The sequence below is a fragment of the Acidovorax sp. 1608163 genome (assembly GCF_003669015.1).
GTDB lineage: Bacteria > Pseudomonadota > Gammaproteobacteria > Burkholderiales > Burkholderiaceae_C > Acidovorax.
In genome coordinates this window covers 4,343,142-4,357,999 of the sequence record NZ_CP033069.1, presented here as the reverse complement: position 1 = coordinate 4,357,999, position 14,858 = coordinate 4,343,142, and the positions used below count along the sequence as shown (strand labels likewise).

The 14,858-nt window shown below is 66.0% G+C and carries 12 protein-coding genes; 9 read left to right on the top strand and 3 right to left on the bottom strand.

Going from position 1 to position 14,858, the window contains the following annotated elements; translation table 11 throughout:
• Positions 1-6 precede the first annotated feature (6 nt).
• Both EAG14_RS19380 and EAG14_RS19375 read right to left on the bottom strand, forming a co-directional pair.
• On the bottom strand, positions 7-792 hold the full coding sequence (locus EAG14_RS19380; protein WP_056060064.1) for an ABC transporter ATP-binding protein: 786 nt from the start codon (positions 790-792) through the stop codon (positions 7-9).
• Between the two features lie 35 nt (positions 793-827).
• Complete coding sequence (locus tag EAG14_RS19375; RefSeq protein ID WP_121729852.1) at positions 828-2,774, bottom strand: long-chain fatty acid--CoA ligase; 1,947 nt, start codon at positions 2,772-2,774, stop codon at positions 828-830.
• 242 nt (positions 2,775-3,016) lie between these two features.
• Here EAG14_RS19375 and EAG14_RS19370 point away from each other — a divergent pair, with 242 nt between their 5' ends.
• From EAG14_RS19370 to EAG14_RS19360, 3 genes are all read left to right on the top strand, one after another.
• The gene (locus EAG14_RS19370; RefSeq protein WP_099657699.1) at positions 3,017-4,804 is read left to right on the top strand and encodes an ExeA family protein; all 1,788 of its coding nucleotides are present in this window, start codon (positions 3,017-3,019) and stop codon (positions 4,802-4,804) included.
• A gap of 5 nt (positions 4,805-4,809) precedes the next feature.
• Positions 4,810-5,616: a general secretion pathway protein GspB gene (locus EAG14_RS19365; RefSeq protein WP_121729851.1), complete on the top strand. Its 807-nt coding sequence runs from the start codon at positions 4,810-4,812 to the stop codon at positions 5,614-5,616.
• 110 nt (positions 5,617-5,726) lie between these two features.
• A complete protein-coding gene (locus tag EAG14_RS19360; RefSeq protein ID WP_121729850.1) occupies positions 5,727-6,470 on the top strand; it encodes a Crp/Fnr family transcriptional regulator in 744 nt (247 codons plus the stop codon).
• Positions 6,471-6,518: 48 nt separating this feature from the next.
• Here EAG14_RS19360 and EAG14_RS19355 read toward each other — a convergent pair whose 3' ends face one another.
• Positions 6,519-8,195 carry a methyl-accepting chemotaxis protein gene (locus tag EAG14_RS19355; RefSeq protein ID WP_121729849.1) on the bottom strand — a complete coding sequence of 559 codons (1,677 nt, stop codon included), beginning with the start codon at positions 8,193-8,195 and terminating at the stop codon, positions 6,519-6,521.
• Between the two features lie 405 nt (positions 8,196-8,600).
• Between EAG14_RS19355 and EAG14_RS19350 the strand changes: the two genes are divergently transcribed.
• The 6 genes from EAG14_RS19350 (at position 8,601) to EAG14_RS19325 (ending at position 14,790) form a co-directional block, all read left to right on the top strand.
• Entirely contained in the window at positions 8,601-9,506 is a 906-nt protein-coding gene (locus tag EAG14_RS19350) for a DUF4394 domain-containing protein (RefSeq protein ID WP_121729848.1), read from the top strand.
• The gene (locus EAG14_RS19345; RefSeq protein WP_233205518.1) at positions 9,503-10,162 is read left to right on the top strand and encodes a methylamine utilization protein; all 660 of its coding nucleotides are present in this window, start codon (positions 9,503-9,505) and stop codon (positions 10,160-10,162) included. Before EAG14_RS19350 ends, EAG14_RS19345 begins: the two co-directional genes overlap by 4 nt.
• Positions 10,162-12,492: a bifunctional diguanylate cyclase/phosphodiesterase gene (locus EAG14_RS19340; RefSeq protein WP_121729847.1), complete on the top strand. Its 2,331-nt coding sequence runs from the start codon at positions 10,162-10,164 to the stop codon at positions 12,490-12,492. Before EAG14_RS19345 ends, EAG14_RS19340 begins: the two co-directional genes overlap by 1 nt.
• Before the next feature lie 108 nt (positions 12,493-12,600).
• The gene (locus tag EAG14_RS19335; protein ID WP_162996037.1) at positions 12,601-12,960 is read left to right on the top strand and encodes a hypothetical protein; all 360 of its coding nucleotides are present in this window, start codon (positions 12,601-12,603) and stop codon (positions 12,958-12,960) included.
• An 8-nt stretch (positions 12,961-12,968) separates the two neighbouring features.
• Positions 12,969-13,769, top strand: coding sequence for a pseudouridine synthase (locus tag EAG14_RS19330; protein WP_121730564.1), 801 nt, complete (start codon positions 12,969-12,971; stop codon positions 13,767-13,769).
• 85 nt (positions 13,770-13,854) lie between these two features.
• Positions 13,855-14,790 carry an exopolyphosphatase gene (locus EAG14_RS19325; RefSeq protein WP_121730563.1) on the top strand — a complete coding sequence of 312 codons (936 nt, stop codon included), beginning with the start codon at positions 13,855-13,857 and terminating at the stop codon, positions 14,788-14,790.
• Positions 14,791-14,858 lie beyond the last annotated feature (68 nt).

The window sequence follows — 14,858 nt, the reverse complement described above, 5'->3', positions numbered from 1 at the left end:
TCCTGATCAGTGCGAGGTGCCGAGATAGGCACTGATCACGTCTTCGTTGCTGCGCACTTCGTCGGGGCTGCCGTCGCCGATCTTCTTGCCGTAGTCCAGCACCACCACGCGGTCGCTGATGTCCATCACCACGCCCATGTCGTGCTCGATCAGCACGATGGTGGTGCCGAACTCGTCGTTCACGTCCAGGATGAAGCGGCACATGTCCTGCTTTTCTTCCACGTTCATGCCAGCCATGGGCTCGTCCAGCAGCAGCACCTGCGGCTCCATGGCCAGGGCGCGGCCCAGGTCCACGCGCTTTTGCAGGCCGTAGGGCAGCTGGCCCACGGGTGTCTTGCGGTAGGCCTGGATTTCCAGGAAGTCGATGATGTGCTCGACGTATTCGCGGTGGCGGATTTCCTCGCGCTCGGCCGGGCCGATGCGCAGCGCCTGCATCAGCAGGTTGCTTTTGATCTTGAGGTTGCGGCCGGTCATGATGTTGTCAATCACGCTCATGCCCTTGAACAGCGCCAGGTTCTGGAACGTGCGCGCCACGCCCATCTCGGCCACCTGGCGCGAATTCATGTGGTCAAACGTCTTGCCCCGGAAGGTGATGGAGCCCTCGGATGGCGTGTACACGCCGTTGATGCAGTTGAGCATGGAGCTCTTGCCCGCGCCGTTGGGGCCGATGATGGCGCGGATCTCATGCTCCTTGACATTGAAGGAGATGTCGGTGAGCGCCTTCACGCCGCCAAACCGGAGGCTGATGTTCTTGACGTCGAGGATGACGTCGCCGATCTTCTTGGTGGTCATGGTGGGGGGCTTCTCCAGCGGGTAGAGCGCGGGCTTCATGCGGCACTCTTCACAGGTGCAAAGGTCTTGGTGTCCGACAGCTTGAGCGTGGCGCTCACGCTGCCTGTGCGGCCGTCTTCAAACTTCACCTGGGTCTCGATGTACTGCTCGGTGCGGCCTGCGTACAGCGCATCCACCAGCACGCCGTATTTCTCGGCAATGAAGCCCCGGCGGACCTTGTTGGTGCGGGTGAGTTCGCCGTCGTCGGCGTCCAGCTCCTTGTGCAGCACCAGGAAGCGGCTCACCTGGCTGCCCGCCAGCAGGGCATCGGTGGCCAGGTCGGCGTTGACTTTCTCGATGCACTCGCGGATCAGTTCGTACACCTCGGGTTTTTGGGCCAGGTCGGTGTAGCCAGCGTAGGGCAGGTTGCGGCGCTCGGCCCAGTTGCCCACGGCGTCGAAGTCGATGTTGACCATCACGCAGACCTTCTCGCGCTTGTCGCCCAGGGCTACCACTTCCTTGATGTGCGGGAAGAACTTGAGCTTGTTCTCCACGTACTTGGGCGCAAACATGGCACCGTCGTTGGAGCCACCCTGGATGCGGCCCACGTCTTTCACGCGGTCAATGATCTTGAGGTGGCCGTGGGCGTCCAGAAAGCCCGCATCACTGGTGTGGTACCAGCCGTCGGCCGTCAGCACTTCGGCCGTGGCGGCCGGGTTCTTGTAGTACTCCTTGAGTAACCCGGCCGACTTGACCAGGATCTCGCCGTTGTCGGCCACCTTGATTTCCACACCGCGAATCGGCACGCCCACCGTGTCGGCGCGCGCCTGGTTGTCGGGCTGCAGACAGACAAAGACGGCGGTCTCGGTGGAGCCGTACAGCTGCTTGAGGTTGATGCCAATGGAGCGGTAGAAGGTGAACAGGTCGGGGCCAATGGCCTCGCCCGCCGTGTAGGCCACGCGCACGCGGCTGAAGCCCAGGTTGTTGCGCAGCGGGCCGTACACCAGCAGGTTGCCCAGCGCGTATTTGATGCGGTCCAGTGTGCCCACCGGCTCGCCGTCCATCTGGGCTGGGCCCACGCGTTTGGCCACAGCCATGCAGGCCTCGAACATCTTGCGCTTGAGGGCGCCTGCGTCTTCCATGCGGATCATCACGCTGGTGAGCAGACCTTCAAAGATGCGCGGTGGCGCAAAGTAGTACGTGGGGCCGACTTCCTTCAGATCGATGGTCACCGTGCTGGCCGACTCGGGGCAGTTGACCACGTAGCCGCAGGCCAGCCACTGGGCATAGCTGAAGATGTTCTGCCCGATCCAGGCGGGCGGCAGGTAGGCCAGCACTTCCTCGTTGCTGGTGAGCTTGTCGAACTCGGCGCCCGCGCTGGCGCGGTCCAGCAGCGTGCTGTGGGTGTGCACCACGCCCTTGGGGTTGCCGGTGGTGCCTGAGGTGAAGAACATGGCAGCCACATCGTCGGGGCGGGCCTGCGCCACTTCGGCCTGGAACCAGCCTGGGTTTTGCGCCACAAAGGCGGTGCCCGATTCGATCAGCGCATCCAGCGAGTCCAGGCCTTGCTCGTTGTAGTTGCGAAGGCCCCGTGGGTCGTCATAGAAGATGCGGGTGATCTGCGGGCATTGCTCGCGGATCTCCAGCATCTTGTCGACCTGCTCCTGGTCTTCCACCAGGCAAAACCGCACCTCGGCGTTGTTGAGTGGGTAGATGCATTCGGCCGCCACGGCGTCCTGGTACAGCGGTACGGGGATGGCGCCCAGCGACTGGGCGGCCAGCATGGTGGCGTACAGGCGGGGGCGGTTGGCGCCAATCACCACCATGTGCTCGTGGCGTTGCAACCCGGCTTGGCGCAGCCCCGCAGCCACAGTCTCCACCAGCCGGGCCAGGTCTGCCCAGCTGTGGGTCTGCCAGATGCCGTATTCCTTTTCACGCAGCGCCGGTGCTGTGGGGCGCTCGGCGGCGTGCTTGAGCAGCAGTTGCGGGAACGTGGTCAACATTGCAGGTTCCTAGAAGGTGAGGGCTGTCAGCCTGGGGACATTCTGAGGCGCCGCCCAAGGGCCGCGCTTTTGCCTATGGAGGGAATGCTAGGACCGACTTTGACGTTATCTTGTCTTGCCGACGACAATTTACGGGAAACTACTCCTCGGGTGAAACCCTCCTCTCTTGTGAAAGCCTCGTGAAAGTCTGATGACTTCGGGCTGGGCCGTGCGCGGTGGATGGGGGCGTTATCCTTGCCAGCATGTACGCCCCGTTCTTCGGTCTCCAGCACCCGCCGTTTTCGATTGCCCCTGACCCGCGCTATCTTTTCATGAGCGAGCGGCACAGAGAGGCCCTGGCCCACCTGCTCTATGGGCTGGATGCAGGCGGCGGCTTCGTGTTGCTGACAGGCGAGGTGGGCGCGGGCAAGACCACGGTGTGCCGCTGCTTTCTGGAGCAAATCCCGGAGCACTGCAACGTGGCCTACATCTTCAACCCCAAGCTCACCGTGGGGGAGCTGCTGCGCTCCATCTGCGACGAGTTTGGCGTGCCCCACAAGCCCAATGTGCCGGGGGTGGAAACCGTCAAGGACTACATCGACCCCCTGAATGCCTCGCTGCTGGCGGCGCATGCGGCCGGGCGCAACACGGTGCTCATCATTGACGAGGCGCAGAACCTGGAAGCCGACGTGCTGGAGCAGTTGCGCCTGCTCACCAACCTGGAAACCAACGAGCGCAAGCTGCTGCAGATCATCCTGATTGGCCAGCCAGAGCTGCGCACGATGGTGGCGCGCCCTTCGCTGGAGCAATTGGCGCAGCGCGTGATTGCGCGCTTTCACCTCGACGCACTGAGCCCGCAGGAAACCCAGCAGTACATTGCGCACCGCTTGGCCGTGGCCGGGCTGCGCGGCCCGGTGCCGTTCAGCCGCCGGGCACTGCGGCGCGTGCATGTGCTGTCGCGCGGCATCCCGCGGCGCATCAACCTGCTGTGTGACCGCGCCCTGCTCGGTGCCTATGCGGCCGGGCAGCATGCGGTCAGCAAGGCCATCATCGAGCGGGCCGCGCGCGAGGTGTTTGGCACCCAGCCGCCAACCAGGGTTGCGAGCGGCGCACGCTCGCCCCTGCCACGGTGGGCGGTTGCGGGCATGGGCCTGGTGGCGGGGGCGGCCATGGTGGCTGCGGCTGGCTGGGCGTTGGGTGTTCGCCCAGCGCTGAAGGCGCCAGGCGCTGCGCAGGCTGTGGGGGCTGGCGTTGCCGGGCCGCTGGGCACTGCGTCCAGCGCACCGGCGAAGCTGCCGCAGACCAAGGCCCCAGCGCCTGCAAGCGCTGCCGCGTCAGCACCAGGCCAGTCTGCGTCCACCGCGCCCTCCACGGCGCTTGCCGCGTCCGCTGCGCCCGCCACAGCGGCCACAGCGGTCCTAGGGCCTGCTTCCGGGTTGCAGCAGTTCCTGCAAGCGCAGTCACCTGGCGATGCTTCGGCTTGGCAGGCGCTGGCCTTGGCCTGGGGCGTGGCATTGCCCGAGGGGGCAGATGCGTGCGCCACGCTGGCGCGCGACGGGTTGCGCTGCTACCGCAACCGGCGTGCGGGCCTGAACCTGATCCGGCAGATCGATCGGCCGACGTTGCTCATGTTGTCCCCATCGAGTGAGGGAGACGCGACAGTGCCTGCCGTTCTGCGTGGCCTGGACGAGGATGTGGCCACACTGCAAAGTGGTGGCCGCACGCTGCATGTGCCCGTGGCCGACCTGGCCCAGGTGTGGCGCGGGGACATGGTCACCTTGTGGCGCGCGCCGCCCGGCATGCCTGACAAGGGGGAAATCACGGACGGCGCCGCTGGCACTGCCTGGCTGGACGCGCGCTTGGCATCCAAGGCCGCCGGCGGGGCTGGTCCCAGCGCCCGTCCGGTGACGCCAGCGCTGCGCCAGGCCCGCATCCACCGCTTTCAGCTGGCCCAGGGGGTGACGCCCGACGGCCGGGCCGGGCCTCTGACCCTCATGCTGCTCAACCGCGCCACTGGCGTCAAAGAACCTCGTTTGCGCAACGGCGCCTGATTTTTATGTCCTACATCCTTGATGCACTGCGGCGCGCAGAAGCCGAGCGAGGCCGGGGCGCTGTGCCCGGTCTCCATACGCAGGCCGTGTCGGCCCCGCGTGCTGACTCCCCCAGCCCGGGCCACTGGCTGCTGTGGGGGGGCGCCGTGGTGGCCGTGGCAGGCCTTGCGGCGGGGGGCACTTGGTGGGCCATGCAGCGCGGCGCGCCAGCGGCTGTCCCTGCCGTGGCGGTTCCTCCTGCGGCCCCCGTGGCCCCGGTGGCCGTGGCCACTGCGCCCGCAGTCCCCGTGGCTCCCGCACCGGCACCGGCACCTGTGCCTGTGCCTGTGCCTATGTCCGACCCCAGCCCACTTCTCCCGCCCGCCCCGGTCACGCTGGAGCCACGCCCCGTGGCACCCAAGCGCGTGGCCGAGCCCGTGCGTGAAAAGCCTGCCGCTGCGCCCGCGCCTGCGCAGGCGCGTGTTCGCGAAACTCCCTTGCCGCAGCCCGCTCCCGCCACCCGCTCGCAACCCCCCGCGCCGGTAACTCCACCTGCTGCCGCGCCTGCAGCAGCCCCGCCTGGGGCCACGCCGCCCAATGGCCCGGTGTTTGCGCAGAGCGACTTGCCGCCTTCGGTGCGGGAGCAGTTGCCCGCGCTGACAGTGACGGGGGCGACCTACTCCAGCAATCCTGCGCACCGCATGGCCATCGTCAACGGGCAGGTGCTGCAGGAGGGTGACCAGGCTGCGCCAGGGCTCAAGCTCGAACGCATCGAGCAAAGCCGCACCGTCTGGTCGTTTCATGGCTATCGCTACGCAGTGCGCTTGCAGTAGGGGCGGCATGCCCTGCGCTGCCAATTGGCAATAAATAGTGGGTTGGGCGACAATTTGGCCTGCGATGTTCCGCGCCAATGCGGCCCCATTCCCCATGCCCGGTGAGCTTCATGAACCAGGACCTGTCATTGCACCAGCGCCGCCGCCCGCCCACGGCGGCCGAGATGGCCAATATCCCGTGGCTGCAGAGGCTGCCGTCCCCCGAGCGCGAGCGCGCCGAGGCGGCGCTGTTGGTGGGAGATGCAGCGCCAGGGGATTTTGTGTGCCGCGTGGGGCGGCCGGTGACCTACTGGTTTGGGGTGGTGGAAGGCTTGCTCAAGATGAGCAGCGACAACGCCCAGGGGCAGACGATGACGTTCACCGGCGTGCCGCCGGGCGGCTGGTTTGGCGAGGGCACCGCCATGAAGCGCGAGCCCTACCGCTACAACATCCAGGCGCTGCGCAAAAGCGTGGTGGCGGGGCTGCCGATTGATACCTTTCACTGGCTGCTGGACCATTCCATTGGCTTCAATCGCTTTGTCATGCACCAGCTCAATGAGCGGCTGGGCCAGTTCATCGCAGCGCGCGAGATCGACCGGCTGACCAACCCCGACGTGCGCGTGGCGCGCAGCCTGGCATCGTTGTTCAACCCGGTGCTGTACCCCGGGGTGGGCGAAGTGCTGCGAATCACCCAGCAAGAGTTGGCCTACCTGGTGGGCTTGTCGCGCCAGCGGGTCAATGAGGCGTTGACAGCACTGCAGGCGCAGGGCGCCATTCGGGTGGAGTATGGCGGCGTGCGCGTGCTCGACCTGGGGGCGTTGCAGTCCAGCGTGTTTGCCCACAGGTCCGTCGTGGCGCATTCCACCACCGGTTGAAAGAACCCTTGCACTGGTGCGGTTGCGACCGCACCAGCCGCCCTGCCATCAGCCCCGAGGCAGTGCGATGCGTTGCGCGGGCCGCGCAACAGCGGGGGCGGGGGAGGGGGCTGCTGTGGCAGGCACTTCCCAGTTGCGGTCGTTGGCGTTGTCCCGCGTCAGGCGGAAGGTGTGCACCACCTGCGTCAGGCGGCCCGCCTGGTCCTTGAGGCTTTCGGCCGCTGCCGCGCCTTCTTCCACCAGGGCCGCGTTTTGCTGGGTCATTTCTTCCAGCGACCCCACCGAATGGCTGACGTCGGTGATGCGCTGGCTTTGCTCCTGGGTGGCGGCCGTGATCTCGGCCATGATGTCCGACACCTGGCGGACGGACTGCACCAGCTGCGCGATGCTGGCGCCCGCGTGGTTGACCAGGGTGCTGCCTTCTTGCACCTGCTGGGCGCTGTCGTTGATGAGGGTCTTGATCTCGCGCGCAGCATTGGCCGCCCGGCCTGCCAGGCCACGCACCTCGCTGGCCACCACGGCAAAGCCCCGGCCTTGCTCACCGGCGCGGGCGGCTTCCACGGCCGCGTTCAGCGCCAGGATGTTGGTCTGGAAGGCAATCGAATCGATCACCCCGGTGATGTCGGAAATCTTGCGCGAGCTGGCGCTGATGGCGTCCATGGTGCGCACCACTTGCGAGACCACCTCGCCGCCCTGCGTGGCCGCGCTGGACGCCTTGGAGGCCAGTCCGTTGGCCTGGTGGGCCGATTCCGCACTTTGTGCCACGGTGCCCGTCAGGTCGGCCAGGGCGTGCGATGCGCCTTGCAGGTTGTGCGAGGTTTGCTCGGTGCGCTGGCTCAGGTCCTGGTTGCCCGATGCCACTTCCGAGCTGGCCACCAGGATGGAGTCGGCCGTCTGCCCGATCTCGCCGACCAGACTGCGCAGCCGCTCTTGCATGGCCGCAATGGCTTCCAGCAGTCGCCCGGTTTCGTCGTTGATGCGCACCTCCACCTGCGAGGTCAGGTCGCCGCGCGCAATGCGCTCGGCCACCACCACGGCGCGGCCAATGGGCTGGGTGATGCTGGCGGTGATGCGCCAGGCAATCAGCACGCCCAGGCCCATGGCCATGGCCACCAGCAGCCCGCCGCTCCAGCGGGCGCGGCTTTGGGTGACTTCGGCAGAGGCCGTGGTTTCATCGTTCAAGCTGTTTTGCAGCGCAATCAGCTCGGCCAGGCGCTGGCGCCACAGGGCTTCGGCGGGGGCCGCGCGCGTCATCAGGTTCAGGCTGGCGGCCACGGTGTCGCCATCGTCTGCCGACTGCATGGCGCCTTCGATTTCAGGGCGCGCTTTTTTGCTGGCCTCTTGCACTTGCTGCAGCAGGGTCGTTTCAGCCGCCGTGGCTGTTGCGGGGGTGATGAGCTCGGCCAGCTGGGTTTCTTGCTTGGCGTAGTCCTGCAGCGTCTTGCGCACCGCCTGGATTTGCACCTGGGCTTGCTTGGGGTCGATTTCGTTGAGCATGGCGCTGGAGCGGCTTTGGATGCCCAGCGACCCTACGCTTTCGAGCATGCCGTTGACCAGCTTGGATTTCGCAGCCCCCGTGCCGGTGATGTCGCGCATCTGCTCGTGCACCTTGTTCAGCGACAGTTGGCCCACCGTCGCCACGGCAATCAACAGCACCAGCAGACAGCCGAACCCCAGCCCCAGGCGGGTGGAGATGGACAGGGATTTGAAGCGCGAGGGGGTCATGGTTTCCTTGGGGGCACTTGGTTGAAGTGGTCTGCGCAAACGAAGCAAGAAGAGGGCCTGCCTTGGCTGGTGCGGGTTGGAGCGGGGGCAGGCTGCGGCAACAGGGGTGAAGGGCGAAAGTTTAGAGAGAACAACGCATTTGCGTGATGAAGCTTTTGGATGACGTCATGCCGCTGTGGCATGACGAATTTGTTACAAATGAAGAGGTGTGATGCATCCGGTGCAAAGTTCATCCGTTGGCACTCAAGTGGTGCAGAGATGTGACGGAGATGCCTTGCAACGCGTTATATAGTGGACTTGTTGCTATCAAATTTATATTCTCAATTCCCCTCTTCTGTGTATGTGAAGACGGTGCAACAATGGCTTGCTGTGCCCCTATTTGTTACAACTGCAGGAGCTTGTTCTATGCCTTCCCGTTCCTCACTCCAGTCCCCGCGTCTGGCTTGGCGCGTTTCGTTGGTGGCGGCTGCTGCGCTCTCTTGGGGGTGCGCCCAAACGGTGGCCGACGGGGGCGCCTTGCGCGAGCAGGTGGTGGCCGTGACGGCCAGCCATGAGCTCATCACCTTCAATGCAGGGCGGCCTGACAACATCCTGCAGCGCAAGCCGGTGGTGGGCTTGCCCGCAGGCGACAAGCTGGTGGGCATCGACTTTCGTGTGGCGCGGGGCGTGCTGTATGCCTTGTCGCAGGCGGGGCGTTTGTACACGCTGGACCTGGGCAGCGGTGCGTTGACGGCTGTGGGCCCGGCGCCCTCGGCCATCGCTCTCAAAGGCACGGCCTTTGGCGTGGATTTCAATCCCGCAGCGGACCGGTTGCGCGTGGTCTCCAACCTCGGGCAAAACCTGCGCCTGCACCCTGACACCGGTGCGGCTGTGGATGGCGACCCCCTGCAGCCTGGCGTGCAGGCCGACCCCTACCTGCGCTATGCCTGGAGCGATGTGAACCACGCCCGCTCACCCGACATCGTTGCGGCGGCCTACACCTACAACCCCACCAACAGCAAGATCACCACCAACTACGCCATCGACCGCACCTTGGGGGTGTTGGTGATGCAAGGCTCACGCGAGGGGGAGACCCCGGTGGTGTCGCCCAACCTGGGCCAGCTGCGCACCGTTGGGTCGCTGGGCCTGGGTGCGCTGGCGGACGCTTCGCTGGACATCTCGGATGTGAACAACACCGCACTGGCCGCAGTGCGCACGGCCAGTGACCCCAAGACCCGCCTGCATCTGGTGGACTTGAACACCGGCAAGGCCACTCCGCTGGGCGTGGTGGGCGATGGCAGCCCGCTGGTGGGCATGGCGATTGAGCCATGACGCAACGCCGAACGCGATGGACTGGGTGGCTGGCCGCTGGGCTGGCATGCAGCGCTTGGAGCACGCAGGCGGCGACGGTGCAGGTGGACGTGGTGGACGACGCGGGGCGGCCTGTGGCAGGTGCCGTGGTGTTTCTGGAGTCGCCCGCCGCGCGGGCGCTGGTCAAGCCCTTGCCCCAGGCCGAGGTGGCGCAGGAAAAAAAGCAGTTTTTGCCCGGGGTGCTGGTGGTGCCCGTGGGCACGCAGGTGCACTTCCCCAACCGCGATAGCGTGCGCCACCACGTCTATTCGTTCTCACCCGCCAAGAAGTTTGAACTCAAGCTCTACGCCGGAACCCCCGCCAACCCAGTGTTGTTTGACCAGCCCGGCGTGGTCTCGTTGGGCTGCAACATCCACGACCGCATGGTGGGGTGGATTTTGGTGGTCGACACACCCTACTACGCACAGGCGCCAGAGGGTGGCCCTGGCGAAGGGGGCGCAGCCAGCGCCAGCAGCCCCGGCCGGGCACTGCTGCAAAGCGTGCCGCCCGGCAACTACAAGCTGCGCGTGTGGCACCCCAGGCTGGCGCCGGGGGCTGCGGCCCATGAGCAGGCGCTGGTGGTGCCTTCCACGGGCAATGCGCAGGCGGCCGTGAAGATGGCGGGGTTGGCCCCCTGATGTGGCAAACCCTCTGGCGTAGCCTGATCCTGCGCTTGGTCGGGGTTTCCTTGCTGCTGCTGTTGGTGGTGCAGCTGGCAGGCTTTGCTGTGGTGCGGGCCAGCATTGAGCGCAACGCCCGGGGCCAGATTGCGCGGCAGCTGGATGTGGACGAAAACGTGTGGCGGCGCCTGCTGGAGCAGAACGCCGAGCGCTTGCGCCAGGGCTCGGCCCTGTTAGCCGCGGACTACGGGTTTCGCTCGGCCGTGCATTCGGGTGAAGAAGAAACCATCCAGTCGGTGCTGGAGAACCATGGCGAGCGCATTGGCGCTGCTGTGACGGCGCTGCTGGGCACCGATATGGCGCTGCGCGCCATCAGCGCCCCGGTGCCTGCGCAGGCACTGGTGCCCACGCTGGCGCTGCTGGCGCCCCAGCTGGCCAGCAGCCCGCAGGGCAGCCAGGTGGCGGTGGTGGAGGGCGTGCCCTACCAGTTTGTGATGGTGCCCATGCGGGCTCCGGTGGTCATCGGCTGGGTGCTGATGGGGTTCCCCCTGGGGCAGCCCCTGGCCGATGAAATGCGCCAGTTGCTGTCGGTGAATGTGGCTCTGGTGGTGCAAGGCACGCAGGGGCCTGCCGCCGTGCATGTCAGCACGCTGCCCGCGCCGCTGCATGGCCCGGTGCTGGCCATGGGCGCTGACGGGGGGGAACTGGCATCGGCCGACGGCTTGTTGCTGGCGCGCTCCAGTCCACTGCCCAGCCTGAATGGGCAGGTGCATGCGGTGCTGCTGCGCTCGGTCGATGCGGTGGTCGCCCCTTACCGCCAACTGCAAGTGTTGTTGTCCATCATCACCGCCGGAGGGCTGTTGTTGTTTGCCCTGGGCAGCGGCGTGATGGCGCAGCGCGTGATCAGCCCGCTGCGTTCGCTGATGCGGGCCACCCAGCGCCTGTCGCGCGGTGAGTACGACACGCCCATGGAGCACACCGGGCGACGGGATGAAATCGGGCAGTTGTCGCGCTCGTTTGACCGCATGCGGCTGGACATCGGTGCGCAGCAACGCGAGATCAAACACCTGGCGTACTGGGACCGCCTGACGGGCCTGCCCAACCGCGAACGGTTTCGGGACGCTGTGGTGCAGGCCATGGCGCAAAGCCCTGGCGAGGTCCGGCCACTGTGCGTGCTGACCCTGGACTTGGACCGCTTCAAGCATGTGAACGACGTGATGGGCTACGCCTTTGGCGACCGGTTGCTGCAGGCGGTGGCGGGGCGGCTGCAGGCCCTGGTGACCTTGCCTGGCGATATGGTGGCGCGCCTGGGCGGCAACGAGTTTGCCGTGCTGCTGCAAGGGGCGGGCGCTGCCGCGGCCCACACGGTGGCGCAGCAAATTTTGGCGTCGTTTGAGGCGCCTTTGGCGCTGGAAGAGCAAACCGTGGACCTGAGCGCTGGCATTGGCATTGCCTGCTGGCCTGCCGATGCAGAGGACGCCGATACGCTGCTGAGCCGCTCGGAGATTGCCATGTACGCAGCCAAGCGCAAGCTCAGTGGGGCGGTGCGCTACGACGCATCGATTGATTCAAGCAGCGCGCAAACCCTGTCGCTGCTGACCGAGCTGCGCCATGCGGTAGAGCACAACGAACTGCGGCTGTACCTGCAACCCAAGGTGCCCCTGCACGGCCAAAGCGGGTGGGCTGCCGAGGCCCTGGTGCGCTGGCAGCACCCGCAGCGCGGGCTGGTGCCGCCCATGGAGTTCATTCCGTTTGCCGAGCAAACTGGCTTTGTGCGCCAACTGACGCTGTGGATGTTTGAGGAGGTGGCCCACTTTCTGGCGCTGCTGCCGGCCACGGCGGGCGCGTTGCGCGTGTCGGTCAACCTGTCCACGCGCGACTTGCTTGACCCCGAGTTGAGCCAGCGCCTGGGCGACATCCTGGCGCGGCATGGGGTGGCCGCCAGCGCGTTTTGCCTGGAGATCACCGAAAGCGCCATCATGGACGACCCCCAGCGCGCCGAGGCCATGCTCAACCGGCTGTCGGAGCAGGGCTTCAAGCTGTCGATCGACGATTTTGGCACCGGCTACTCGTCACTGGCTTACCTCAAGCGCCTGCCGGTGGATGAGCTCAAAATCGACAAATCCTTTGTGATGGGCATGGAGGCGGGTGAGGACGACGCCATGATCGTGCGCTCCACCATCGACCTGGCACACAACCTGGGCCTCACGGTGGTAGCCGAAGGGGTGGAGACCGCTGCCATTCTGGAGCGTCTGCGCGCCCTGGCCTGCGATGAGGCGCAGGGTTACCACATCAGCCGCCCCGTGCCTGCGCAAGAATTTCTGGCGTGGCAGCAACGGCAGGGGTAATCTTCCACACGCTGGCTATTGGCCCCCGGTCGCCCCCTGTGACCAGCCCGTCGGCACATTTGTCTGTTCGTATGCCCGCCCGCCGGTTCGCCAGCGACAATACGCCCAATGTCTTCATCCAGCTCCCGCCCACCCCAACGTCCCGCCCCCACGGCTGCGCCTGCCGACGACGCTCCTGCGCGGCCTGTGCTGCGCCGCCCCACCTTGTCGGCCAAGCCAGCCCCTGCCCCCCCACGCCGTCCAGGGCCCCCGCAAGGCCTGCAGCCGCAGCGGGCGCGCGGCCTGCTGCTGCGCGGTCCGAGCGCACCATCGGCCCCACGTCGACCCGCACTTGGTCTGCTGATGCAGGCGGGCGGCCTGCGCCAGCGCAGCCACAGCGGCCCCCGGCAGCACGTTCTGCTGCTCCCCGGCCCGCTGCAGGGCCTGTGGCCCGGCCCGCGCCGGGTGGTGGCGACACCTCGCGCTTGAACAAGCGCATGGCCGAGTTGGGCCTGTGCTCGCGCCGCGAAGCCGATGACTGGATTGCCCAAGGCTGGGTCAAGGTCAATGGCGAAGTCGCGCCCATGGGATTGCAGGTCACTGCCGCAGACCGCATTGAGGTGGACAAGATTGCCCAGGGTTTCCAGGAGCAGCGTGTCACCATCCTGCTGAACAAGCCCATTGGTTATGTGAGCGGCCAAGCCGAGGACGGCCATACGCCCGCCGTGGCACTGATCAATCCCCGCACCCACTGGCGCGATGACGCCAGCCGCAACCGCTTCTCCCCGCCGCAGCTGCGGGGCCTGGCGCCTTGCGGGCGGCTCGATATCGACTCGGTGGGCCTTTTGGTGCTGACCCAGGACGGCCGCGTGGCCCGGCAGATCATTGGCGAAGACTCCGAGATGGAAAAGGAGTACCTGGTGCGCGTGGTCTACCAGGCACCCGGCCAGGCGGTGCCACGCCACCCCGGTGAGCGCTCTGCGCCGCTGCAGGAAATCGACGAGCGTGACCCTGTCAGCACCAATGTGCAGGCGGTGTTTCCCAAAGAATTGCTGGAACGCCTGCGCCATGGCCTGAGCCTGGACGGCGAGCCGCTCAAGCCCGCCAAGGTCGATTGGCAAAACCCCGAGCAGCTGCGGTTTGTGCTCACCGAGGGCAAAAAGCGCCAGATTCGCCGCATGTGCGAGCTGGTGGGGCTAAAGGTGGTGGGCCTCAAGCGCATACGCATCGGCCGGGTGACCCTGGGCAACCTGCCTGTGGGCCAGTGGCGCTACCTGGGGCCGCACGAGCGGTTTTGATGGGATTTTTAGCGACAGCAAGGTGTGCTGCCCACGGGGCGTTGCTACCATGGCTGCACCCGCATGTTCAAACGAGGAGATGTCTGTGAGTGAAGAAAAATTCCGGTTGGTCACCCGCAGTGACTTTGATGGCCTGGTGTGTGCGGTGCTGCTCAACGAGCTGGAACTGATCGACGAGATCACCTTCGTCCACCCCAAGGACATGCAGGACGGCAAAGTGGCCATCACCAGCCGCGACATCACCACCAACCTGCCTTACGTGCCTGGCGCACATTTGGTGTTTGACCACCACGAGTCTGAAACCGTGCGCAATGCGGGGCGCCGCGATGTCAATCACATCATTGAAGCTCACGCCCCCTCGGCCGCCCGCGTGGTCTACAACCACTACGGTGGCAAGGCAACCTTCCCCCGCATCACCGACGAGATGATGGCAGCGGTGGACCAGGCCGATTCGGCCCAGTATTCGCGCGAAGACATCCTGAACCCCGAGGGCTGGGTGCTGCTGAACTACCTGATGGACTCGCGCACGGGTCTGGGCCGGTTCCGTGATTTCCGCATCAGCAACTATGCGCTGATGATGGACCTGATCAAGTACTGCCGCGACCACACCATTGAGCAAATCCTGGCCCTGCCCGATGTGCAAGAGCGCGTGGTGCTGTACCGCGAACACGCCATCAAGGCCAAGGAGCAGCTGGAGCGTTGCGCCATCGTGCTGGGCAACCTGGTCGTGCTGGACTTGCGCAGCGAGGACACCATCTGGGCTACCAACCGGTTCATGATTTATGCGCTGTTCCCGCAGACCAATATTTCTATCCACGTGATGTGGGGCCTGCAAAAGCAGAACACCGTGTTTGCCACCGGCAAATCCATTCTGGACCGTGGCAGCAAAACCCATGTGGGCAACCTGATGCTGGAGTTTGGTGGTGGCGGCCACGCCGCCGCAGGCACCTGCCAGGTGGCGAACGACAAGGCCGATGCGGTGCTGAAGACGCTGGTGACGCGCATCAACGCCGACGGCTGATCGGGAGACGCTCAAGGGCGCGGTGAAGTGCCCCCTTGAAACCCCTTCCCGTTGCCCATAAATCACGC